The organism is Desulfosporosinus fructosivorans (genome assembly GCF_004766045.1).
Lineage (GTDB): Bacteria > Bacillota > Desulfitobacteriia > Desulfitobacteriales > Desulfitobacteriaceae > Desulfosporosinus > Desulfosporosinus fructosivorans.
Window position 1 is genome coordinate 719,437 of sequence record NZ_SPQQ01000001.1, and the last position, 22,471, is coordinate 741,907.

Sequence of the window (22,471 nt, forward strand, 5' to 3'; positions counted from 1 at the left end):
GGAACTATATATGCACATGCGAAGGCATCGACCGGATATGGTCTTGCTTGGAGCGATTCTGGCTCTGTTAGGGATAGGCTTTATTATGGTGTACAGCTCAAGTGCAGTCAGAGGGTACATACAATTTGATGATCCCTATCACTTTCTCAAGATGGAGGTCATATGGGCTCTAATGGGGCTCAGTGCAATGGTCATAGGCATGTGGGTGGATCTGAAAATGTTGCGCAGATTTGCTAAGCCAGCCCTCATTATAGCGATTGCCTTACTAATTGCAGTGAAAATACCAGGAATTGGGCGCAGGGTTAATGGAGCGGATCGTTGGATTGGGCTGGGCCCGTTGTCGATTCAGCCTTCTGAGGTTATTAAACTTTCTATGGTGTTGGTAATGGCTCATGTATTAGCACTTGACCCACATAAGATTCAATCGTTTCGCAAAGGGGTTTTGCCTATTCTTGGGTTGCTTGGGGTGATAGCAGGGCTTATTATGCTGCAACCTGATCTGGGAACGACCTTGGTTATAGCGGCTACGACATTTTTTATGTTAATAGCAGCTGGCGCGCGGGTAAGCCATATTGTTTCATTAGCGGGGATGGGGCTTGGGTTAGTGGTTGCAGCGATTGCAGCTGCCCCATATAGAATGCGGCGTATCTTTGCTTTTTTGGATCCTTGGGCCGATCCTTTAGGAAAAGGGTATCAGACGATTCAAGCACTTTTGGCGTTAGGTCCAGGTGGACTGTTTGGTTTGGGCTTAGGGCAAAGTCGACAGAAGTTTCTTTATTTGCCGGAGAATCATACTGATTTCATCTTTGCTATGATTGGGGAGGAACTGGGTTTTATCGGTGCTTCCTTGGTAATTTTGCTCTTCTTCTTCTTCGCTTGGCGAGGATTTAGGGTGGCAATGAGGGCCCCGGATGAATTTACGGGTTTTCTCGCGGTTGGATTAACGGCTATGGTATCCATACAGGCGATGATTAATATGGGCGTAGTTAGCGGGGTATTGCCGGTCACCGGGATTACCTTACCATTTATAAGTTATGGGGGTACATCGCTTGTCTTTACTATGCTAGGGGTTGGTGTTCTGTTGAATATTTCCAGGGAAGTCAGGTAGTGTAGGAAAGGGGTAACCAAGGTGCGTGTAATCTTGACTGGTGGTGGAACAGGTGGGCATATTTATCCAGCGTTAGCTATTGCCAAAGGTTTGTTGGCGCGTGATCCTGAAACCAAAATTCTCTATGTGGGAATAAAGGATGGAATGGAGGCGCGCTTGGTGCCGGAGGCGGGCATAAAGTTTGCGGGGATCTCAGGAAAGGGACTTCCACGTAGATTAAGTCTGGATACGATAAAGGTTATCGGTACAAGTTTCAAGGCCCTCTGGGAGACGAAGAAAATATTGCATCAGTTTCATCCCGATCTGGTGATAGGAACAGGGGGATATGTGTCAGGCCCTGTTGTTTTGACGGCTGCCCTTTTTAATATTCCAACGTTGCTTCATGAACAAAATGCTTTGCCTGGAATTACCAATCGAGTTTTGGCCCGGGTAGTACGCCGTGTCATGGTAACTTTCCCAGAGAGTATGGAACGTTTTGGTGTTAAGAAGAAGCTAGATCTTGTTGGACTACCGGTCCGCCCCGAAATTGGACATGTGTCTCGAGAGGCAGGGGCAGCAAAATTTAAGTTGCGACCGGATCGATTAACTTTGCTGGTGACAGGCGGGAGCAGAGGTGCTCGAATGTTAAATCAGGCTATGATCGAGGTCTTGTCGCAGCTTGCCCAACACTCGGATATTCAGGTGATCTGGGCAACCGGAAAAACGACGTATACGGAAACTGTTGAGGGGTTAAAGAAACGGGGGATTTTCTGGGATCGTCCTCAGTGGCGCGTCCTAGAGTATTTGAAAGATATGCCCGAGGCTCTCGCCTGTACAGACATTTTTGTGGGACGGGCAGGGGCAACTTCTCTGGCTGAGTTGATGGTTGCGGGTATTCCCAGTCTGTTAATTCCCTACCCTTTTGCAGCTGAAAATCATCAAGAATATAATGCCCAGGCACTAGCACAGGTGGGCGCTTCTAAAATTATTCTAGACTCTGAATTAGACGGTCAACGATTGTGGAAAGAATTGGAGGGGCTGATTACTCAACCTTCGCTCCTTACTGAAATGGGTGCTGCGGCTAAGACACTGGCTCAGCCACACGCTTTGGATAAGATCGTGGACCTTTGTAAGTCCACTGCTTGGCACTAGCTCGTGGTTTGTGGTTCGATATTCGTGGTTCGAACGGAGAACAACGGATTTGAAGATTAAGTTTGTGGTTCGAACCACAAATATAATATTCAACCACATGTATGCCGTTCTAACCACGAACCAAGAATATCTAACCACGATTACGTTCACACCTTTTTACTCCAATGCATAGCATATGGCAGTATACAAACGAAAGGAGTGAGCGTGGTGTGGCCAAAGAGAAAGATACAATTGGTTGCCTCTTCTGCGGCTCCAGGAATTAACGGAGTTAGGGCCGTGTTGAAGGGGATGAAGCTTGAATTTTTCGAGGCGGAGGATTTAAGCGGAGGGATCATAGAAAATTGGTGGGAGAAGCCATTTGATCAAAAGGCTGCGACCGAGGGGGCAGGGCCTGTGACGGACATCTTATTCTGGTCTGAGGGGCGAGAAAATGCCTTCTCAGAAGGCTTGAACCAGCAATCGATTGAATCATTCATACATAATATTTTAGAGGATTATGAAATTTTAAGAGTTTCTGAACCGACGATTTTAATAGAAGGGCGACCCTTGTTAGGGCATGTTTTGCATGAGGCTGGATTTGAACCAACTATACTCTGGCCGACGACAGACGGGGATTGGCAATGCGAAAGAAAACAAGGCAACCATTGGGTCATACCTGAGTCGTGGATGGTGGGCTCTTACGAAGCGCGCCGAGCCACGAACTTAGTTCCTTCCCCGAATGTCGGAGCCGAAGAAAAAGTGACTTGGGAAGTCCGCGCAGATAGGATCGATTTTTATCAAGGGCAAGATGGTCTGAAATTCGTTGGCCAAGTTCCAAGGTGGCCTGAACTAATGGAAGAGCATGTAGCTGCTGAAACAATCGCAAGGTGCATTGAATTAGGAGTTTCTTGGCTGGATATTCGGTTGGCTCTTAGTTCTTTTTGGCAGAATATAATAATGACGGATAACTTGAGGTGGAACATTAATGATATTGGATGGAATGGCTGGACGGGTGGAGAAGAATTACCCTCTGCACCAATTGACCACGTGGAAGATTGGTGGGCCCGCTGAGGCTGTGTATTGGCCCCAAACAAAGGAGGACCTGGCGACGGTGTGGCAACGTGCTCAGAAGGCAGATGTCCCTGTTTGGTTAATCGGGCAGGGTTCAAATCTACTGGTTCCGGATTCAGGGCTTCCTGGGGTTACATTGGTGACCACATCACTGCGAGCGATAGAGTGGGGTAATTACACAGTTCAGGTTGAAGCGGGGTACCCGTTAGCCCGTTTAGCCCAAGAAGCGGGGGAACGTGGCTTTAGCGGCTTAGCCTTTGCTCGGGGAATTCCCGGATCTGTTGGCGGCGCAGTTATGATGAATGCTGGTGCTCATGGAGGAGCAATGGCTCCTCACATAGCTGCTGTTACTGCACTTTGGCCGGATGGTACGGTTAAGAAGGTAGGAAAAGCTGAACTCGAATTTGCTTATCGGTCCTGTTCCTTGCGCGGCCACGCGTGGGTACTGGAGGTTGAACTTATGTTTGCTCCAGGGGATCGTGAAACGATTTTGCAGGAGATGAAAGAAAACTTAACGAAGAGAGCTCTCAATCAACCTCTTGAGAAGCCAAGTGCGGGAAGTGTTTTTCAAAATCCTCCGGGTGATTCGGCCGGGCGACTAATTGAAGCCGCTGGTTGGAAAGGGAGAGGCGTGGGAGGAGCTCAGGTTTCTACTAAACACTCGAACTTTATTGTGAATACGGGTAATGCCAAGGCTATCGATGTTCTCACTTTGATCGAGAAGATCCAGAAAAGTGTAGAGTTGGAATTTGGAGTTATCTTGCAAACGGAAGTAGCTTACTTAAACGATACACAATACACGAGGAGCGATGCACGAATTAAAGGCGAACAAAGTTTGGAGAACAACTAATACCAAAAAGCTTAATTTGTACGATTCGCGGAATTGAATTTACAAATCAACAAGCCTCGAAACAGATCTACACAGACGAAAAGGGGGTAATATCATGGCGATGGATCGCTATGTCATCACTGGGAAACAGCGATTAGAAGGGAAAATCCGGGTGAGCGGGGCGAAGAACTCTTCCCTTCCTCTATTAGCTGCAACCATACTAGCTGAAGGGACATCCACCTTGTTAGAAATCCCGGAGTTAGCTGATATTAGGCATATGATCGAAGTACTTGAGCACCTGGGATGTGGGGTTGTGCGCCAAAATAAGGCGATGTATATCAATGCGGGTGGGTTAGAGTCCTGTGAGGTTGATGAAGGGCTTATGCGGCAAATGCGCGCTTCTAATCTCATTTTAGGCCCGTTATTAGCCCGGTACGGACGGGTGAAGATATCTAGACCGGGAGGGTGCGCTATTGGTTCGCGTCCAATGGATCAACATATTAAGGGGCTTCAACAGCTAGGAGTCAAGGTTAAAGAAAAACATGGCTTCATTGAAGCATGGACAGATCAGTTACTAGGTGCCGATGTGTACTTGGATGTCCCAAGTGTTGGGGCTACTGAAAATATTATGATGGCAGCTGTCTTAGCTAAAGGGATCACAGTGATTCGCAATGCGGCCCGCGAACCTGAAATTGTGGATTTACAAAATCTCTTGAACAAGATGGGAGCAAAAGTACGTGGCGCAGGTATGGATGTTCTTAGGATTGACGGGGTAGAAAAGCTCCAGCCCGCTGAACATACAGTCATACCCGATCGAATAGAAGCCGGCACGCATATGATTGCTGCGGTTATGACTAAAGGGGATGTACTGATTGAGAATGTTGTACCTGAACACTTGGAACCTGTTATTGCTAAAATACGTCAGGCTGGAGCAAGCGTAACCCTTTTAGATGATTCGATTCGTGTTCAGCATCGGGGGAAAATTAGGGGCGTGGACCTTAAGACAATGCCATACCCGGGATTTCCTACAGATATGCAACCGCAGTTTATGGCCATGCTCACGTGTGCGGAAGGAACGAGCATCATAACGGAAACAATCTTCGAAAACCGCTTCCAGCATGTAGATGAGTTACGTCGTATGGGAGCACAAATAACGGTTGAGGGAAGAACATCTATTATTCGCGGGATTGAGACGCTTGAAGGGGCCTTTGTGGAGGCTACAGACCTTCGGGCAGGGGCCGCGCTCTTCCTTGCAGCCTTAGCTGCTGAGGAAGTAACTGTACTCGAAAAGGTGGACTTCATTGATCGAGGGTACGAAGATTTAGAAGAGAAATATCGTCAGTTAGGAGCAAAGTTGCTGAGAATTTATCAAGAAGGATAAAATTCGTGGTTCGATGTCCGATATTTGATATTCGAACCACAAACCTTTTAGACTTAGGACTTGGATTTTAACAGGAGTAATATAAGCTTATTTTCAATTTTTTTTATAAAAAACATGACAAAATAGGACTGTATTCGTTATACTGGGAAAAGGAGGAATTGAGAAATGAAACCCAAGAAAATGAATACGTCCTACTTATATGTTGCAGTCTTGACGATATTGCTTGCTATGGGTTTGGCTCTTTTCTTTCGGTCTAGTACTTTTACAGTACAAAAAATAATAGTACAAGGTCTTAACTTGAGTCCGGAAGGTGAAATCTTAAAACTAACCAGCGGGGTACAGGGGCAAAATCTATTTTTATTTGATCAAGAGGCACTCAGTCATAAAATTACATTACATCCGCTTGTTCAAAGTGTTCAGTTTCAGCGGAAGCTTCCTCAGACGCTTGTCATTAAGGTTACTGAACGGACTCCTGTTGCCTTGGTCGTTGTACCAAAAGGGGTCTTAGAGGTGGACGGGCAGGGGACTTTTTTACGCCGTTTAGAGAGTTGGCCTAAAAATGATCATCCGGTGCTTACTGGAATTGATCTTAAGGATACAGTGGGACCGGGACAAAACTTAGCAAACCCATCCCTTATGGCCGCGCTCAACTTGCTGGGACAAGCCCCACCAGAGTTGCTTTCTCAGATTGGAGAACTGCACGTAGATCCTTCTCAGCAAATGACGATGTACTTACGAAGTGGGGTTGAAGTTCGACTGGGACAAGCTAACGACTGGAAACTAAAATTAAATGCGCTTTTTCAACTGGTCAGCGATAATGAGTATAAGTCATTTCAGCAAGGGGTAAGATATATTGATTTCACGGCGGCAAAACCTGTAATTGGTCGCTAGGTCAGGGAGGAAGAATGAACATGTGGTTACCGTTATTAGGATTAGTATTAGGATTGGCTATTGGGTATGTAAGCCCGTTTTCTGTCCCAATCGAATATGCCAAATACTTATCCGTTGGAATATTAGCAGCACTAGATTCCGTCTTAGGTGGGATCCGCTCAGCGCAGGAAGAACATTTCGATAGCGCGGTGTTTTTGTCTGGCTTTTTTAGTAACATGCTTTTAGCAGCTTTTTTGGCGTACGTCGGTGATCGTATTGGAGTGGATCTCTATTTGGCTGCTGTTGTAGCATTTGGTGTGCGGTTATTCCAAAATCTAGGAAGCATTCGACGTCATCTGATAAAAAAGTAAATTAGGGTACGAGGGACCGCACCCACTTGTAGAAGTGGGTGTCTCGTGAGTGGATAAAGGCATGAGTAAGGACACGAGGCATCGTGCCCGTAGTTTAAGCGCGTGCCGATTCATAAACTGTAAAAAAAGTTTTTATTTCAAAAAAAAGGGTTAAAGCATAAACATATCGAATTCGTTATGTTGTGTGCTTTAAAGTGTTGGAAGGATAATTTCTCACTTTAGTGGGCATGTGTCAACTCATTTTAGTGAATACAAGCGAGTGTTTGGACGGCGCAGTTGAATAATTTAGTTTAACGTGTACTTATCCAAAGCATAGAACCAGATTGAACACGTTCAGCCAAAGCTGAACAGCGGACTTCGGTGGGGGACTCTACCCACCAGAAGCAGAACATGGAAAACCTACTTATAGAAGTGGGTGCCGCGAACATGAATAAAGCGAGGGGGTTAAAGCTTAGATGCTAGAATTTGATACTGACTTGATGCAATGTGCAGAGATTAAAGTGATTGGTGTCGGTGGCGGTGGAAACAATGCGGTTAATCGTATGATTACCGCTGGTTTACAAGGAGTAGATTTTGTCACAGTAAATACTGACTCCCAGGCCTTACAGCTATCCCGTGCAGGTCAGAAAGTGCAAATAGGGATAAAGTTGACCAAAGGACTTGGAGCAGGCGCAAATCCAGAAATAGGGGCTAAAGCGGCTGAAGAGAGCCGTGAAGAACTTACAAGGGTATTAAAGGGCGCAGATATGGTCTTCGTTACTGCGGGAATGGGCGGTGGAACGGGAACTGGAGGAGCACCTATCGTTGCAGAAGTGGCCAAGGAAATGGGAGCACTGACGGTAGGCGTAGTTACACGTCCATTCACCTTCGAAGGCCGAAAACGGGCTATGCAGGCAGAAAAGGGAATCGCAGAGCTAAAAAGCAAAGTAGATACTCTAATTACTATCCCTAATGATCGTTTGTTGCAAGTAGTGGACAAGCATACTACGATCCATGAAGCTTTTCGCATTGCAGATGATGTTCTACGCCAAGGGGTTCAAGGGATTTCGGATTTAATTGCGGTCCCAGGTCTGATAAATTTGGACTTCGCCGATGTTAAGACTATTATGTCGAATACGGGTTCTGCTCTTATGGGTATTGGTCAGGCAACTGGGGAAAACCGTGCCGCTGACGCAGCTCGTAAAGCAATTTCTAGTCCGCTGCTGGAAACTTCGATTGAAGGAGCCAAAGGAGTCCTTCTCAATATTACCGGAGGGATTAATTTAACTCTCTTTGAAGTGAACGAAGCTGCAGGAATTATTGCGGAAGCCGCAGACCCTGAAGCAAATATTATCTTTGGTGCGGTCATTGACGAGAACCTCAAGGAAGAGATTAGAGTCACCGTCATCGCAACTGGCTTTGATCAGCAGTGGGCTGGTTTTGGTCTTGCACCGGGGAAAGCGCAGGAAAATATTATCAAACCTGTATCGAAAGAAGGAGACGTTGACATTCCAGAATTTCTGAGACGTCGTCGTTAGTTCAAGCATACTTGCCTACAGGACACGACCACCTAAGGCCAGCCCCTCAAGGCTGGGTGAATAGCAAAGCCTGTCTGAAATAGATAAATTTCTATTTCAGACAGGCTTTTTATATTTGCTCACATATGCTCACTGCTAGGCTATCTCACCCGATAAGTTGGCACATTCTGTCGACATATAGAATACCTTAAAGAATTCATACGCGACATGCATTTGTTCTCCTAAAAAATTCCATTCTAACCCACGAAAAGCGACAGGTTTTACTACTGTCTTTAGGTATAATTTTGTGAGAAGCGTATGGAAAGGGTGCACTAGATGGGCGTAGCAGAGACTTATCTCGACCTGGATATTCTCATTAATGGAGGGATGGACGCCCTTATTCTCACTCTCACCAGTCGACTCATTCGTCTCCCAGTCCGACCCAGCCGAATCTTGGCTGGAGTCCTTCTCGGAGAAATTCCAGTGCTTCTAGCTTGTTATTCCGCTTCTCCGTGGACAACGTTAAGCAAATGGGTTATTCCGTTTCTAATGGTTGGAGTCACTTTCACTGCACGGAGACCGTACACTTTTTTCAAAGCAATGGTTGGGTTTTGGCTTCTTTCAGCAGGACTCGGCGGTTTTGTGTATGCAGTATGGGGATGGGTGCAATTTGATAACGGATTAGGTAGCGAGCTCTTTTCGCTGGCCCTAAAAAATCTTTGGGTCCTTCCGTTGGGGGCATTAATGTGGTGGTTTTTGCAGCGTCTTTGGCTACGGTGGCAAGAAAGAAATGCGGTTTTGGAGCAAGTGATTTACGATTTGGAAATTGATTTTGGTGGTGAGGGACGTGGGGTAGTCTGCATTAAAGCGTTGTTGGACACTGGGAATCATTTGCGTGATCCCTTGAATGGGTTACCTGTTATTCTGCTGGAAGAGGAGGTTGCCGTTGCGTCTTTGCCAGATAATGTGAGATCCTTTCTAAATATCCCTTGGAATGACTACGCTGACCCTTGGCCATTGTTATGGAAGCTTAATCCCAGTCTAGTGAAACGCCTAGTATTCATTCCTTTTCAGGCAATTGATCGTCAGAGCTGGCTTATGGGGATAAGACCTGAGCGCGTGACGTGTTTTGACAAAAAGGGATCCCGGCAGATCAAGGCAACGGTGGCACTCGTCAAACAAGTGTTAAGTTCAGAGGGTGAATACCAAGCTTTAATACACCCTGAACATGTGCAGAAAGGTGGAGATGAATAAGTGATGTGGTGGAGGAATGTTCAAGATAGGGCCAGACGCTTCTGGTTCATGCTACGTCAGAAAATCTTTGGAGTCAGTGGAATCTATTATGTTGGAAGCAGTGAAGCCCTTCCGCCACCACTCAACTCTGATGAAGAAGGGGTCCTCTTGGAACGGTTGGAATTAGGTGACGGTTCCATTCGGGATATTTTAATCGAACGCAACTTGCGCTTAGTGGTGTATATTGCTCGGAAATTCGAAAATACTGGGATAGGGATTGAAGACCTGGTTTCCATAGGAACTATTGGGTTAATTAAAGCGGTCAACACCTTTGATCCTCAAAAGAAAATAAAACTGGCCACCTATGCATCCAGGTGTATTGAAAATGAAATTTTAATGTATCTTAGACGAAACAATAAGACCCGCTCAGAAGTATCGTTTGATGAACCCTTAAATATTGATTGGGATGGGAACGAATTACTCTTATCAGATGTTTTGGGTACAGAAAATGACATTATCTCGAAGCCTATTGAAGAACAGGTAGACCGGCAGTTACTACATTTGGCGATGGGGAGGTTAACGAATAGAGAAAAGGTAATTATGGAACTAAGATTTGGCTTGGATAATGGCGTTGAGAAAACACAAAAAGAAGTAGCTGATCGACTGGGTATCTCACAGTCTTATATATCTCGTCTCGAGAAAAGGATTATTCGCAGATTACGGAAAGAATTTTGTCGATTGGAATAACCTAAACTTTGTTAGGGCATACTTCCCAACAGAATTGTTGGCTGGGGAGGTGCTCGGAATTTGGCATTAAATAAAGTTGAGATTTGTGGAGTGAACACCTCGAAATTGCCTGTTTTATCCAGCGTTAAAATGAAAGAGTTGTTTGTAATTTACCAAGCTGGAGATCGCAGCGCACGGGACAAACTTATTCATGGAAATCTACGTCTTGTTCTCAGTGTGATTCAGAGGTTTACAAATCGCGGAGAATACGTGGATGATCTTTTTCAAGTCGGTTGCATTGGCTTGATGAAAGCGATCGACAATTTTGATCTTGGACAAAACGTTAAGTTTTCTACTTATGCCGTCCCCATGATCATTGGGGAAATCCGACGTTATTTGCGAGATAACAATCCGATACGGGTAAGCCGATCCCTGCGAGATATCGCATACAAGGCGCTTCAGGTGAGAGATCAATTGGTTTGTGAATGTTCACGTGAACCAACAGTAACGGAGATAGCTACTAAACTTTGTCTACCACGAGAAGAAGTTATTTTTGCCTTGGATGCTATTCAAGAACCGATTTCTTTGTTTGAACCAATCTACCATGATGGAGGGGATCCAATCTTTGTAATGGATCAAATAGGGGATGATAAGCAATCTGACACTGGTTGGATTGAGGGGCTTGCTGTGCGGGAAGCATTACGACGTCTCAGTGAACGAGAAAAGCTTATTTTATCCTTGCGGTTCTTCAACGGCAAGACTCAAATGGAGGTTGCGGATGAGATCGGGATTTCCCAGGCGCAGGTATCCCGACTTGAGAAAGCCGCCATGCAACACATGCGCAAGTATGTTTAGTGAGGTGTGTGGCACGAGGTTTAAGGTACATAGCGCGATATTTAGGCTATGGACCTCGAACATCGGGCCTTGATTAGGCAAAATACGTTAATATGTGTAGAGACTAGGCTATTTTGAGTCCCCCCTTCATATGATGATATATAAGGCACGAAGCGCGATACACTTATGCGCGATGTACGAGAGGTGCTTGTGTGTAATATTCGAACCTCTCACCTCACGCGATCGAGCCTCGTTTAAGGGGGGGCTTAACAATGCGAATCTCGGAATTGCGATTATTGGATGTTGTCAATGTTAAGGATGGACGAAGGTTAGGTCCTATCAAAGACCTAGATTTGGATCTAGAACGTGGCGTCGTCAAAGGAATTATTGTGCCAGGGCCCACGCGGAGTTGGGGGCTTTTTGGTAATGGTAAGTCGGATGATTATATTATCCCATGGGACCGTGTGAAGAAAATAGGAGTTGACGTCATCTTAGTAGATGCCAAGGATTTGCCTGAATTTAACACAGACCTATGATCATTGATAATTTACAAAAATATTTGACAAGCATAAACCCGCTACAGGATAAGGGCTTATGCTTTTTTTATACTAGTCAGAAAGTATAACGATTAATTATATACTTTCTGACTAGTATAAGTGCAACTAAGGCGACCGCCTGCGCCCGATGGCCTGGCGCTAGCCAAGTTTTCTTTATAATTCCATCACTTGGCTCGTCTCTACTAGGACTAATGGCAGGTTTGTCCTCTGGGTTATAAAATGGTATATTTAAAGGAAATTGAAGGAGTAAGAGGAATGCGCTGGAAATGGCAAAAAAGAGGAAGCTTGAACTACCTAACTCTTCCCAAATGGCAAGCTGAAGGGGTTGACGTGGGATTCTCGACTCGGGTTGGGGGAGTAAGCGCGGTTCCCTACGATACGTTCAATTTAGGACTTCATGTAGGTGATGACCCCAGTGCGGTTTTGGAAAACCGAAAGCGTTGGTTAGATCACTGGGAGTTTCCCTGCTCGAGGGTGGCGGTGGGCGAACAGGTTCATGGCACGAATGTTTTATGGGTGGATGAGAAAGATGGGGGCCGTGGGGTTCTTGAATTGGAGACTGCAATCCCAGCTGTGGACGGATTAGTGACGCAGAGTGCCATTGGATTGATGAGCTATTTTGCAGATTGTGTTCCTATGTTCTTTTATTTTCCAGATATTCAGGCTGTTGGAATCGCGCACGCTGGTTGGAGAGGAACTGCCCAAAAGATGGGGCAAAAGGTCTTGGAGTGTTTTGAAAAAGCTGGAGGACGATCGGAAAAGGCTTGGGTAGCAATAGGTCCAAGCATTGGCCCATGTTGTTACTTCGTGGATGAAACCGTAGCAACCCAGTTTCGTGCAAATTTTGCAGAGACACCATTTTTGTCTAGGCAAGAGGATGGACATTATCTTCTAGATTTATGGGAGGCTAACAAGACTACGCTTTTGGAAAAAGGCGTTAGACCGGAAAATATTGACGTGGCAGCTACCTGCACTGCGGATAATCCTGAATGGTTCTTTTCCCATCGACGGGATGGAGCGTGCACAGGACGAATGGCAGGGTGGATCAATATGCGAAGTTCGAGGCACGACTGAAAGTGCGAAGCAGATGAGTGAGGCTCGTTGCACGAGTGGTGGATAATCAAAATCGCACCTCGAGCATCACGCATCAATAGGGGGGATATAGGTGGCAAAGATATTAGTAGTTGATGACGAGGAACCAATTCTGGAACTTCTCAGATTCAATTTAGAAAAGGAAGGGTACCTTGTTAGTGTAGCGAAGGATGGTCAAGAAGCCTTACAGCATGTGGAAAATGACCAACCTGACCTCCTTGTGCTTGATCTGATGCTCCCGGGTATGGATGGATTAGAGGTTTGCCGAAAACTTCGATCTAATCCTAAATTCCAACAAATTCCCATCATTATGTTAACTGCCAAGGGTGAGGAATTTGATAAAGTTTTAGGACTCGAGTTAGGTGCAGATGATTATATGACCAAACCGTTCAGTCCGCGTGAATTGTTGGCCCGTATTAAAGCTCGTTTGCGCCGTCCGAATTCTCAGGAGGAGGATACGGATGCTAAGGTTATTATTCGGGGTGAGTTGCGGGTTGATGTAACAGGATTTCGTGTTCATGTGAGGGGAGAAGAAACTGAGCTAACTCCCAAAGAATTTGAACTTCTACGCGTTTTGGTTGCTCACCCGGGGAAGGTATATTCGCGGGACGAGCTGTTGGAACGGATTTGGGGATATGAATATGATGGGGATACTCGAACTGTCGATGTTCATGTGCGTCACCTGCGACTAAAAGTGGAAAGAGATCCTTCTAATCCTGAATATATTGAGACTCTACGCGGGATTGGTTACCGCTTTAAAGGATAACGTGATGAGTATAAAATGGCGATTAACAGGACTTTTTATGGCGATGACGGGGCTTTCTCTTCTTTTATTCTGGGTCGGAGAGAGTGTGAGGATAGCCTCTAATGTGCAACGAATTGATTTCGGAGTTATATTATTAGCAGTGGGTCTACCCGCAGGGGTAGTTTACATCTATGCCAGCCAATTATCTCGGCGGATGGAGAAACTTCATTTTGCGACTCAAAGGATTGCTAGAGGAGATTTTGAACATATTCATTTAACCGATTCGACAGATGAACTTGGGCAATTTACAACAGAATTAAATAGTCTTTCCCGTCACGTTGAGCTGATTGTTCAAAATGGAACCCAGGAAGCATACAAGATGGAGACTATTTTGGCGGGAATGCAAGAAGGCGTAGTGGCAGTGGACCACGTTGGGCGGGTTGTTTTGGTTAACTCGGCAGCTGAAAGGATCTTTGAAAGACAAGGAACGAATCGAGAATTGAAATATCTGTTGGAGTTGACTTATGATTCGGAATTGGAGCACTTAATCCGTAAGGTGCTTTCGGGGCAACAACTTTCAGCGACGCGAGAAACCTATATAGCCCAAAGGAAGGTTCAAAGTCAGATCAACCCGATTCTAAGTGGACAGGGTCAGATAAGAGGTGCGGTCATCGTGATTCATGATGTTACGGAACTACGGCGTCTGGAACAAATGCGGACAGAATTTGTAGCGAATGTTTCTCATGAATTACGGACTCCACTGACTTCTATTAAAGGATTTGTTGAAACCCTTCTGGATGGAGCGGCCGAAGACCCCTCCTTACGTGATCGATTTCTCAAGATTATCCAAGCGGAAACCTTACGCCTGCAACGCCTGATCGATGACCTGCTTTCTTTAGCCCATTTTGAAGGACGGGATAATCGCCCTGAAGTGACTTCAGATAACGCGAGTTATGTTCAGAAGGCTTATGAAACCATAAAACCAGTAATTCTGAGTTTTGCTCAGGCTAAAGGAATTAAAGTAGAGGTGGATCTTCCGGAAACTATGCCACCGTTATTAATAGGGGAAAATCTCCTGAGTCAACTTCTTCTAAACCTGCTAGAAAATGCGGTCAAATATACAACAGAGGGGCGTGTTTGGCTGCAGGCACGTGTGGGACCGGATTACATTCACTTAGAATTCGGAGATACGGGCTGTGGCATCCCAGAAGAGATGCTGCCACGGATTTTCGAGCGTTTCTATCGGGTGGATAAGGCCCGTTCACGAGAACAAGGGGGAACGGGTCTAGGTCTTAGTATTGTTAAACATTTGCTGGAAGGCATGGGTGGCAAAATTAGTGTAACTTCTCAGCTAGGGGTGGGGACTATCTTTACGGTTGATTTGCCCCGAGCTTAATCGTGGATTCGCTGCAGTACGTGATACGTGATACGTGGCGTGTATGTAGTACGGACGAAACTGAATGACGAAACCGAAAACGAAAACGAAATGAAAATCTGAATATCGAACATAGAGTATGTGGACTGTGTCAAACCACGAATATCGAACTACGAACTACGAACTGGAGGGAGCCATGGCGGGAAAAGGAAAAAAAACAATCTATCTGTTTTGGGGTGTTCTGATGATCGCCTTAGCCGGAGGGATCTTCTGGTTCTATCGCTCAAATTTCGATACGAGGACTATTAAATTTGCTGTGGCCCAAATCGGAACGATTACTCATGAACGTAAAGTTACAGCAACCTATGCGAATCAGGAGCTACCAATTGCTGCTCCTGTCTCTGGTAATGTTCAATATATTGGTGAAGATGGACAGCGATTCAGGCGAGGAGAGGGCGTGGCAACCCTTCTACCTGAAGGAGCTACCCCTGGAACCAAACAAGAAAATGCTATTAACCAAACGATTCCAGCAACAATGGGAGGGTTATTTTTCCGTCAAACTGATGGATTAGAAGCTATCATAACTTCTGAAAACTTAATTTCTATGGATTTGGATAGATTATTGGCCCAGGCAGCTAACGTTAAAATTCCAACAACTAACGTTCAACAAGGGGAGTATGTCGGCAAAATAGTGAATAACCTCATTCCCACTCAGGCCTTCCTCGAACTTTCAAGTATCGAGGGCCTTACTATCGGGAAGACGATAAGATTAACGATAGGAGAGCAAACAGCCAGTGCAAAAATTTTGCGTAAATCTGAGAAACCTATGGGAGTGGTCGTAATGTTTCCTTATTATATCGATGGATCAGCGACCAAGCGACGTCAAGAAGTGACCTGGAGCTACCAATCACCGACTAGTGGGGTTCTCGTTCCCATAAGTGCTCTGTGGACGCAGGGAGAGGAACTCGGAGTTTTTCTCTGGAGTGAGGGAGTTGTGCATTTTAAGAAGGTTAAAGTCCTTGATCAAGATGAGAGTCAAGCCTGCATTGAAAATCTGACGAGTGGTATTCCCATCGTGATAACCCCTCGTGACGGACTGGAAGGGTTAGCGGCTGATGTAAAGTAATCTTGGCTAGAGCCACAAGCCCTCAGGCGCTGGCGATAGCCTTAGTTGCACTTATGCTTCCAGAAAGTATATAAACGTAAGTTTATACTTTCTGACTAGTATAAAAAATATTTAGGTTAGAGCTTTATAAGCAGGAAACGACGAAAGGGCGTAGAATTTATTGCGAAGGGGATATTCTAATGTTGACAAGTTCAGGTATTGAGCAACGCTTAGTCGAGGTTCGTCAACGGATAGACCGAGCTGTAGCCCGGAGTAATCGGGACCCGGGAAGTGTTCGATTATTGGCAGTATCTAAGACCCAGCCAGTTTCAGCCTTAGAGGAGGCTTATCGTGTTGGACAACGTAGTTTTGCGGAAAATCGTGTTCAAGAATGGTTGGAGAAAGCCCCTTCTCTAGAAAATGATTGCGAGTGGCACCTGGTGGGAAGTCTTCAGACTAACAAAGTAAAGTACTTAGATCAATCTGTTTCTATGATTCATTCACTTGATCGATCTTCGTTATTAAAGACTCTTAACGCACAAGGGGAACGATGTGGTATAATCTGGACAACACTCGTTCAAGTCAATATCGCTAGGGACCCTGCAAAGGCGGGATTTATGCCAGAGGAAGTACCAGACTTTCTAAAGTTAATTGGGGATTATCCCCATGTCCGAGTTCAAGGATTAATGACTATAGGGGCATTGGAAGCTAGTGCGGCTGAAACGAAAGGATTTTTTCGTCAGCTACGGGTACTAAGGGATACGCTGCAAACTGCAAAAATGTCGGGCGTAGATTTACGTGAGCTTTCGATGGGGATGAGTGGAGACTTCGAAATGGCTATCGAGGAAGGGGCAACTCTTGTTCGCGTCGGACGTCTGATTTTTGGAGAACGAGGATAGACTGAGGTCAGAGGACTTAGTCTTGGAAGTGAATAAACTTAGTGAAGGAGATAGGATAAATGGCGAAATTAATTGACAAAGTGATCGGAATTATGGGATTTTCAGATGAGGAGCCAGAGGATGATATTTTTGAAGAGAATGATAGGGAAAAGAACTCACAAGAAGAGGTGCGCTCAAGTCGTAAAAATGCTCAGGTAGTAAGTATCCATTCTCAAAAGCAAATGCGCGTGGTTGTGATGGAACCAAGTTCTTTTGAAGAAGCTCAAAATATTGCTGATCAACTAAAATCGCGCCGACCAGTTATTGTTAATCTGGAAAACACTGAAAAAATGTTAGCTAAACGTATCGTGGATTTTATCAGTGGGACAACCTATGCGTTAAATGGCAACATGCAAAAAGTTGGAAATGGAATTTTCTTATTCGTGCCTACGAACGTTGATATTTCGGGAGAGATGCGCGATGAACTTAAAGACAAGGGATTATTCTGGCAAAAATAGGGAGGTTTTACGTTGATTTCACTAATCGCTCAAGTTGCTGACAAGGTGATCACCATTCTCATTTTCGCGATCGTGATTCGAACGATTCTGTCCTATTTTCCTAAATACCAGTCCCATAAATTTAGTGCCCTTCTTACTGATGTGACAGATCCACTCCTTAAGCCGTTTAAGCGTTTTCAAATCGGCAGTGCAGCAGGTGCAATCGATTTTTCCCCGATCGTAGCAATCATTGTGCTGAATCTGATTCAATCTGTGATCGTTAGACAATTTATCTTCTGAAATGAACTATTCGACAGATCGAAGTGGACTTAGATTTTGGAGTGGAAAAGAAGCCCGGTTGGAAGCAGCTCATATCTTAGACCTTGTGGATGCAGTGCGAAATGAGGAGTCTAAGCAAGTAACGCCCTTTTTGAGCTTTGCCATGCGGGAGTGGGCGGAAGCCATTCTACGCAAGGAACACTTGGAGCTTAGGGAAGAGGGAGGATTCCAGGAGGCAGAGCGTATTCGAATTATAATCGCTCCTTGGGGTGAAACCTTGGATTCGTTAGATGCCAATATATCGTTGCTTTGGGTGCGGGCAAAGGACCCGCGTGCTCAGCTTGAACACCGCCAGATCTTGGGATCCCTCATAGGCTTGGGCTTGAGGCGAGAAGTTTTGGGAGATATTCAGACTGGACAGAAGGGTCAGTATATCGCGACTGCATCAGAAATCACCCCTTATTTATTAGATCATTGGACCCAAGCAGGGCGAGAAAAAATTAATGTTTCGCTCTATGAGGATAAACCGGATGTGTGTCCTGATTTAGGTGAAGAACGCCGAATTACAGTTAACTCTTCACGCATAGATGCGGTGATCGCCAATGCTTTTGGGGTTTCGAGGACAATCGCGCAGGAATGGATCACTCAAGGTAAGTTGAGGAGAGATGGCCTAGTGGTAAGTAAAGCAGATGAAGAAGTTCAAGCTGACGAGATGATCTCTTGCCGGGGACAGGGGCGGATTAAACTTCTGAAATGTACCCAGACTCGCAAGGAACGGGTAGCTTGGCAAATCGTGCTTTTCCGATCACAAAGGCATTAGGGGGAAATATTAATATGCAGATGACTCCTCTTGATATAGGAAATAAAACATTCAGCAAAGGAATTCGGGGATATCTTTGCGGAGAAGTAGAAAAGTTTCTCGAAACCGTAAGTCAGGAATTTGAATCCGCGTATACTGAGAACTTCGAACTGCGCGAAAAGACGAAAGGGCTGGAAGCGGAAATTAGCCACTATCGCCAAATTGAGACTACCTTACAACAGACGTTAATTTTGGCTCAACAAACTGCTGAAGAGGTTAAAAAAACTGCACAGCATGAGGCCGCTCTTATGCTGAGAGAGGCTGAACTTGAGAAGTTAAGTAAAGTTTCTGAAACTCAATTAATATTGGAAGATATCAAAGAAGAAATTCAGGGACTTTCAAGGAAACGTGATCTATTGCGGACACAACTTAGGTCATTTTTGCTTGCCCATCTTGATTTAGAAAAGTTGCAGGAACGAAATGATGACATTGCATAAAAATCCTCAGGCTGCTTGAGGTTGCGGACAAGCCTTATTTCGTGATAAAATAGTCATTAGACAACTTTGAAGGAGAAGGATTGGAATCGATGAATTATTTATTAATTAGTGAGTTAGCTCCTGACTTTCTCATTCAAGGGTTTGGGTTGCATCAGGATGAGAATCAGTGCTACGTTGGAAAAGTTGGGGGACAAGAAATCCAGCTCTTATCTTCCATTGATGATTTGCAATCAGATCAAACAGATATAAAAATCTTGAGTGTCGGATTCACTGAAGCGAGTCAAAATTTCCGACCAGGGGATGTGTTGATGACCGGGAGTGATGATCTACTCGATCGTGCGTTTCAGGCTATGGATGAGCTTGAGCAACGTGGAGTGGTTGTCAGTTTGGCATCCCCTCAAGATCCGACGCATTTATACTTAGCTAAGGAACAGATGGATCCCTTCGTGCAGAAGTGGAGGAGTAGGAAGATTTCCTTTCTGTGTCTATGGATGGTGGATCCTATTGAGTCGGAAGGACAAGCAAAACTTGTCAGCATCTTGCGGAAAGTTCTCTCGAAGGAAAAATCAAACGATAAATAATATGCACATGAACACATCGATGAGGGCTAAGGACGACAAGGATGGTGCGGCGAGTAATCTCGTCCCTTTTTGAAGGGACGAGATTACTGTTTTTATCTAATCCTCCAAATGAACCTGTTATACTGCAGGGCAATTCACGAATTGCCCCCTACACCTGTTATCTGTAGGGGTAATTCATGAATTACCCACTACGTATCCCTTATTCCCTATAAGGATTTGTGAATGCCTTGCGTAATTTAAGGAGGAAATATCAATGGACTATCGTGATACTCTTAACCTACCTGAAACTGATTTTCCAATGCGTGGGAATCTTCCCAAAAAGGAACCAGAAATCCTTAAGACATGGGGAGAAGACGATATCTACAAAAAGGTGCAAAATGCGCGTGCTGGACAACCAAAGTTTATCCTTCACGATGGCCCGCCTTATGCTAACGGGGATATTCATCTTGGGCATGCTATCAACAAGGTGTTGAAGGATGTTGTGGTCAAATATAAGACTATGATGGGTTTTGATGCTCCATATGTTCCTGGGTGGGACACACATGGACTTCCCATTGAAATACAAGTGATCAAGAAGTTGGGTGTAAATCGACATGCTGTATCTACCTTGGAATTCCGTGAGCAATGTAAAGACTATGCCGAAAAATATGTCGGGATTCAGCGAGAACAATTTAAGCGCCTGGGAATTCGGGGGGATTGGGACCATCCTTACCTGACCTTGCAAAAAGAATATGAGGCAGCTCAAATCGGGGTTTTTGGAGACATGACTAATAAAGGGTATATTTATAAAGGGTTAAAGCCTGTATACTGGTGCCCTTCCTGTGAAACCGCACTTGCAGAGGCGGAGATTGAATATGCGGATAAACCTGCCTCGGCTATTTACGTGAAATTTGCCGTGCGAGATGGTTTGAAAGTGCTTGGAAAAGAGAACACTTTTCTAGTCATTTGGACGACCACGCCTTGGACTCTTCCAGCAAATCTGGCGATTAGTGTACATCCAGAGTTAACGTATGCTGTGGTCACCGCCCATCAAGAACACTGGGTTGTTGCGGAGGGGATGCTTGAGTCGTTGCGTTCGCTGTGGGATCTAGAACTTCCGGTTGAAATGACCCTCTCTGGAAAAGAGCTAGAAGGAGTAATTTGCAGGAACCCACTGGTGGACCGTGATTCCGTGCTGATCTGTGGGGAACATGTCACCTTAGAAGCTGGTACCGGATGCGTTCACACGGCACCAGGTCATGGAGAAGATGACTTCCTGATCGGGAAAAAATATGGACTACCTGTTTTATGTCCTGTTGATCACCAAGGAAAATTCACGGCAGAGGGCGGGGTATACGCCGGTCTAAAAACTGGAAAAGCGAATCCTGTGATCGTAGAAGATTTAAAGAAAACTGGAGATCTGGTACTTGAGGAAACAATCCAACATAGTTATCCTCATTGCTGGCGTTGTAAGAGTCCGATCATTTACCGAGCGACTGAACAATGGTTTGCCTCCATTAGTGGATTTCGTCAGGCAGCGCTGGATGAGATAGAGAAGGTTCGTTGGATTCCTGCATGGGGGAGAGACCGGATCTTTAACATGATTGCAGATCGTGGAGATTGGTGTATTTCTCGGCAAAGGACCTGGGGAGTCCCGATCCCTATCTTTTACTGTCTGGATTGTGAGAAAGTATTGGTAAATAAGCAAACAATTTCAAAGGTCCAGGAAATCTTCCGCCAAGAAGGTTCCGATGCCTGGTTTGCTCATCCTGCTGAAGAACTTTTACCAGATGGAATCACATGCACCTGTGGCGGGACAAAATTCCGTAAAGAGACGGATATCATGGACGTCTGGTTTGATTCTGGTACCAGCCACGCTGGCGTATTGAAGCAACGGAGTGAGTTGTCCTGGCCGGCAGATCTCTACTTAGAAGGGTCTGATCAGCACAGAGGGTGGTTCAATTCCTCTTTGTCCACATCGGTGGCCGCGTTTGGTCAAGCGCCTTATCGTAATGTATTGACCCACGGCTTTGTAGTTGATGAACAAGGGCGTAAGATGTCTAAATCGTTGGGTAATGGAGTTGATCCACTCAAGGTTGTCCAAGAACTGGGCGCTGATATTTTACGTCTATGGGTTAGCTCGGTAGATTATAAGAATGATGTCGCTGCTTCCCCTCGCATTATGAAGCAAATGTCGGAAGCTTATCGAAAAATTAGAAACACCCTTCGTTTCCTGCTGAGTAACCTCAATGATTTTGATCCAGCAAAGGATAAAGTTGTTTATCAAGATCTCCAGAAGATTGACCGGTGGGCCTTGCTTAAACTCTCAAAAGTGGTTGAACGTGTGCTTCTTGGATATGAGACTTATGAATTTCACTGGGTATACCACACAATTCATAATTTCTGTACGGTTGAGTTGAGTGCCATTTATCTAGATATTGTCAAGGACCGGCTCTATGTGGAAGGGAAAACATCCCTCAGCCGTCGTTCTGCCCAAACGGTTCTATATGAAGTCCTAGATGCCTTGGTTCGTCTTATAGCGCCAGTCTTGACGTTCATGACGGAAGAAATTTGGCCATATATCCATGGAGAAAAGAACGCGGAAAATGTTCAAATGGCAGAAATGCCGAAAGTGAATTCCGAATGGATGGATGAGAAGTTTGCCACTGAATGGGATCAGATATTAGAGCTACGGACGGATGTTGCTAGAGTGTTGGAGAAAGCTCGCCAGGAAAAATTGATTAATCATCCGTTAACCGCTCACGTTGATCTTTATCCAACGGAAGCTCAGTATGAGTTTTTGCAAAAAGTGCCTAATCTCGCAGAAATCTTTATTGTCTCTGACTTAAACGTGCATAAACCCAGCGAAGAAAGACCTGAAGGCGTACATCTTGCCGAAGTTCACGAGGGCTTAGGAATTCTTGTGCAGCCTGCCAAAGGAGCAAAGTGCGAGCGTTGCTGGATGTTCCATGAAGATGTCGGAAAGAACCAAGAACATCCGACAATTTGCCCGCGTTGCAGTGCAGTGGTGAAAAACCTAAATATTCAATAAAATACC

At 45.2% G+C, this 22,471-nt stretch carries 23 protein-coding genes; all 23 read left to right on the forward strand.

Annotation, left to right across the window (positions count from 1 at the left end; all coding sequences use genetic code 11):
* Positions 1–10: 10 nt before the first annotated feature.
* The 23 genes from spoVE to ileS all read left to right on the forward strand — a co-directional run bounded on the left by spoVE (position 11) and on the right by ileS (position 22,465).
* Positions 11–1,108, forward strand: coding sequence for a stage V sporulation protein E (gene spoVE / locus E4K67_RS03490; protein ID WP_420841517.1), 1,098 nt, complete (start codon positions 11–13; stop codon positions 1,106–1,108).
* A 21-nt stretch (positions 1,109–1,129) separates the two neighbouring features.
* Positions 1,130–2,239 (forward strand): undecaprenyldiphospho-muramoylpentapeptide beta-N-acetylglucosaminyltransferase, encoded by a 1,110-nt coding sequence (gene murG / locus E4K67_RS03495; protein ID WP_135544986.1) that lies wholly within the window; start codon positions 1,130–1,132, stop codon positions 2,237–2,239.
* Positions 2,240–2,446: 207 nt separating this feature from the next.
* On the forward strand, positions 2,447–3,289 hold the full coding sequence (locus tag E4K67_RS03500; RefSeq protein ID WP_243454320.1) for a hypothetical protein: 843 nt from the start codon (positions 2,447–2,449) through the stop codon (positions 3,287–3,289).
* Complete coding sequence (gene murB / locus E4K67_RS03505; protein ID WP_199242446.1) at positions 3,204–4,139, forward strand: UDP-N-acetylmuramate dehydrogenase; 936 nt, start codon at positions 3,204–3,206, stop codon at positions 4,137–4,139. The genes E4K67_RS03500 and murB overlap by 86 nt, the downstream gene beginning before the upstream one ends.
* A gap of 94 nt (positions 4,140–4,233) precedes the next feature.
* Complete coding sequence (gene murA, locus E4K67_RS03510; protein ID WP_135544988.1) at positions 4,234–5,499, forward strand: UDP-N-acetylglucosamine 1-carboxyvinyltransferase; 1,266 nt, start codon at positions 4,234–4,236, stop codon at positions 5,497–5,499.
* Between the two features lie 165 nt (positions 5,500–5,664).
* Entirely contained in the window at positions 5,665–6,390 is a 726-nt protein-coding gene (locus tag E4K67_RS03515; protein ID WP_135544989.1) for a cell division protein FtsQ/DivIB, read from the forward strand.
* A gap of 20 nt (positions 6,391–6,410) precedes the next feature.
* Positions 6,411–6,740, forward strand: a complete 330-nt coding sequence (locus tag E4K67_RS03520) for a small basic family protein (protein ID WP_135544990.1) — start codon at positions 6,411–6,413, stop codon at positions 6,738–6,740.
* A gap of 455 nt (positions 6,741–7,195) precedes the next feature.
* Positions 7,196–8,257, forward strand: a complete 1,062-nt coding sequence (gene ftsZ / locus E4K67_RS03525) for a cell division protein FtsZ (RefSeq protein WP_135544991.1) — start codon at positions 7,196–7,198, stop codon at positions 8,255–8,257.
* Positions 8,258–8,572: 315 nt separating this feature from the next.
* Complete coding sequence (locus tag E4K67_RS03530) at positions 8,573–9,490, forward strand: sigma-E processing peptidase SpoIIGA (RefSeq protein ID WP_135544992.1); 918 nt, start codon at positions 8,573–8,575, stop codon at positions 9,488–9,490.
* Positions 9,491–9,538: 48 nt separating this feature from the next.
* Positions 9,539–10,216 carry an RNA polymerase sporulation sigma factor SigE gene (sigE, locus tag E4K67_RS03535; RefSeq protein ID WP_243454328.1) on the forward strand — a complete coding sequence of 226 codons (678 nt, stop codon included), beginning with the start codon at positions 9,539–9,541 and terminating at the stop codon, positions 10,214–10,216.
* A 60-nt stretch (positions 10,217–10,276) separates the two neighbouring features.
* Positions 10,277–11,050, forward strand: coding sequence for an RNA polymerase sporulation sigma factor SigG (sigG, locus tag E4K67_RS03540; RefSeq protein WP_135544994.1), 774 nt, complete (start codon positions 10,277–10,279; stop codon positions 11,048–11,050).
* Between the two features lie 251 nt (positions 11,051–11,301).
* The gene (locus E4K67_RS03545; protein ID WP_135544995.1) at positions 11,302–11,565 is read left to right on the forward strand and encodes a YlmC/YmxH family sporulation protein; all 264 of its coding nucleotides are present in this window, start codon (positions 11,302–11,304) and stop codon (positions 11,563–11,565) included.
* Between the two features lie 276 nt (positions 11,566–11,841).
* Complete coding sequence (gene pgeF, locus E4K67_RS03550) at positions 11,842–12,660, forward strand: peptidoglycan editing factor PgeF (RefSeq protein WP_135544996.1); 819 nt, start codon at positions 11,842–11,844, stop codon at positions 12,658–12,660.
* Positions 12,661–12,751: 91 nt separating this feature from the next.
* Positions 12,752–13,444 carry a response regulator transcription factor gene (locus E4K67_RS03555; RefSeq protein WP_135544997.1) on the forward strand — a complete coding sequence of 231 codons (693 nt, stop codon included), beginning with the start codon at positions 12,752–12,754 and terminating at the stop codon, positions 13,442–13,444.
* A 4-nt stretch (positions 13,445–13,448) separates the two neighbouring features.
* Positions 13,449–14,819 carry a HAMP domain-containing sensor histidine kinase gene (locus tag E4K67_RS03560; protein WP_135544998.1) on the forward strand — a complete coding sequence of 457 codons (1,371 nt, stop codon included), beginning with the start codon at positions 13,449–13,451 and terminating at the stop codon, positions 14,817–14,819.
* A gap of 175 nt (positions 14,820–14,994) precedes the next feature.
* Positions 14,995–15,924, forward strand: coding sequence for a biotin/lipoyl attachment domain-containing protein (locus E4K67_RS03565; RefSeq protein WP_135545181.1), 930 nt, complete (start codon positions 14,995–14,997; stop codon positions 15,922–15,924).
* Positions 15,925–16,103: 179 nt separating this feature from the next.
* Positions 16,104–16,802 carry a YggS family pyridoxal phosphate-dependent enzyme gene (locus E4K67_RS03570; RefSeq protein ID WP_135544999.1) on the forward strand — a complete coding sequence of 233 codons (699 nt, stop codon included), beginning with the start codon at positions 16,104–16,106 and terminating at the stop codon, positions 16,800–16,802.
* 59 nt (positions 16,803–16,861) lie between these two features.
* The gene (locus E4K67_RS03575; RefSeq protein ID WP_135545000.1) at positions 16,862–17,299 is read left to right on the forward strand and encodes a cell division protein SepF; all 438 of its coding nucleotides are present in this window, start codon (positions 16,862–16,864) and stop codon (positions 17,297–17,299) included.
* A 12-nt stretch (positions 17,300–17,311) separates the two neighbouring features.
* Positions 17,312–17,578: a YggT family protein gene (locus E4K67_RS03580; protein ID WP_243454321.1), complete on the forward strand. Its 267-nt coding sequence runs from the start codon at positions 17,312–17,314 to the stop codon at positions 17,576–17,578.
* Positions 17,579–17,636: 58 nt separating this feature from the next.
* On the forward strand, positions 17,637–18,377 hold the full coding sequence (locus E4K67_RS03585) for a YlmH family RNA-binding protein (RefSeq protein WP_243454322.1): 741 nt from the start codon (positions 17,637–17,639) through the stop codon (positions 18,375–18,377).
* A 14-nt stretch (positions 18,378–18,391) separates the two neighbouring features.
* Positions 18,392–18,853, forward strand: coding sequence for a DivIVA domain-containing protein (locus E4K67_RS03590; RefSeq protein WP_135545002.1), 462 nt, complete (start codon positions 18,392–18,394; stop codon positions 18,851–18,853).
* 89 nt (positions 18,854–18,942) lie between these two features.
* Positions 18,943–19,434, forward strand: coding sequence for a hypothetical protein (locus tag E4K67_RS03595; RefSeq protein ID WP_135545003.1), 492 nt, complete (start codon positions 18,943–18,945; stop codon positions 19,432–19,434).
* A 253-nt stretch (positions 19,435–19,687) separates the two neighbouring features.
* Complete coding sequence (gene ileS, locus E4K67_RS03600; RefSeq protein WP_135545004.1) at positions 19,688–22,465, forward strand: isoleucine--tRNA ligase; 2,778 nt, start codon at positions 19,688–19,690, stop codon at positions 22,463–22,465.
* Positions 22,466–22,471 lie beyond the last annotated feature (6 nt).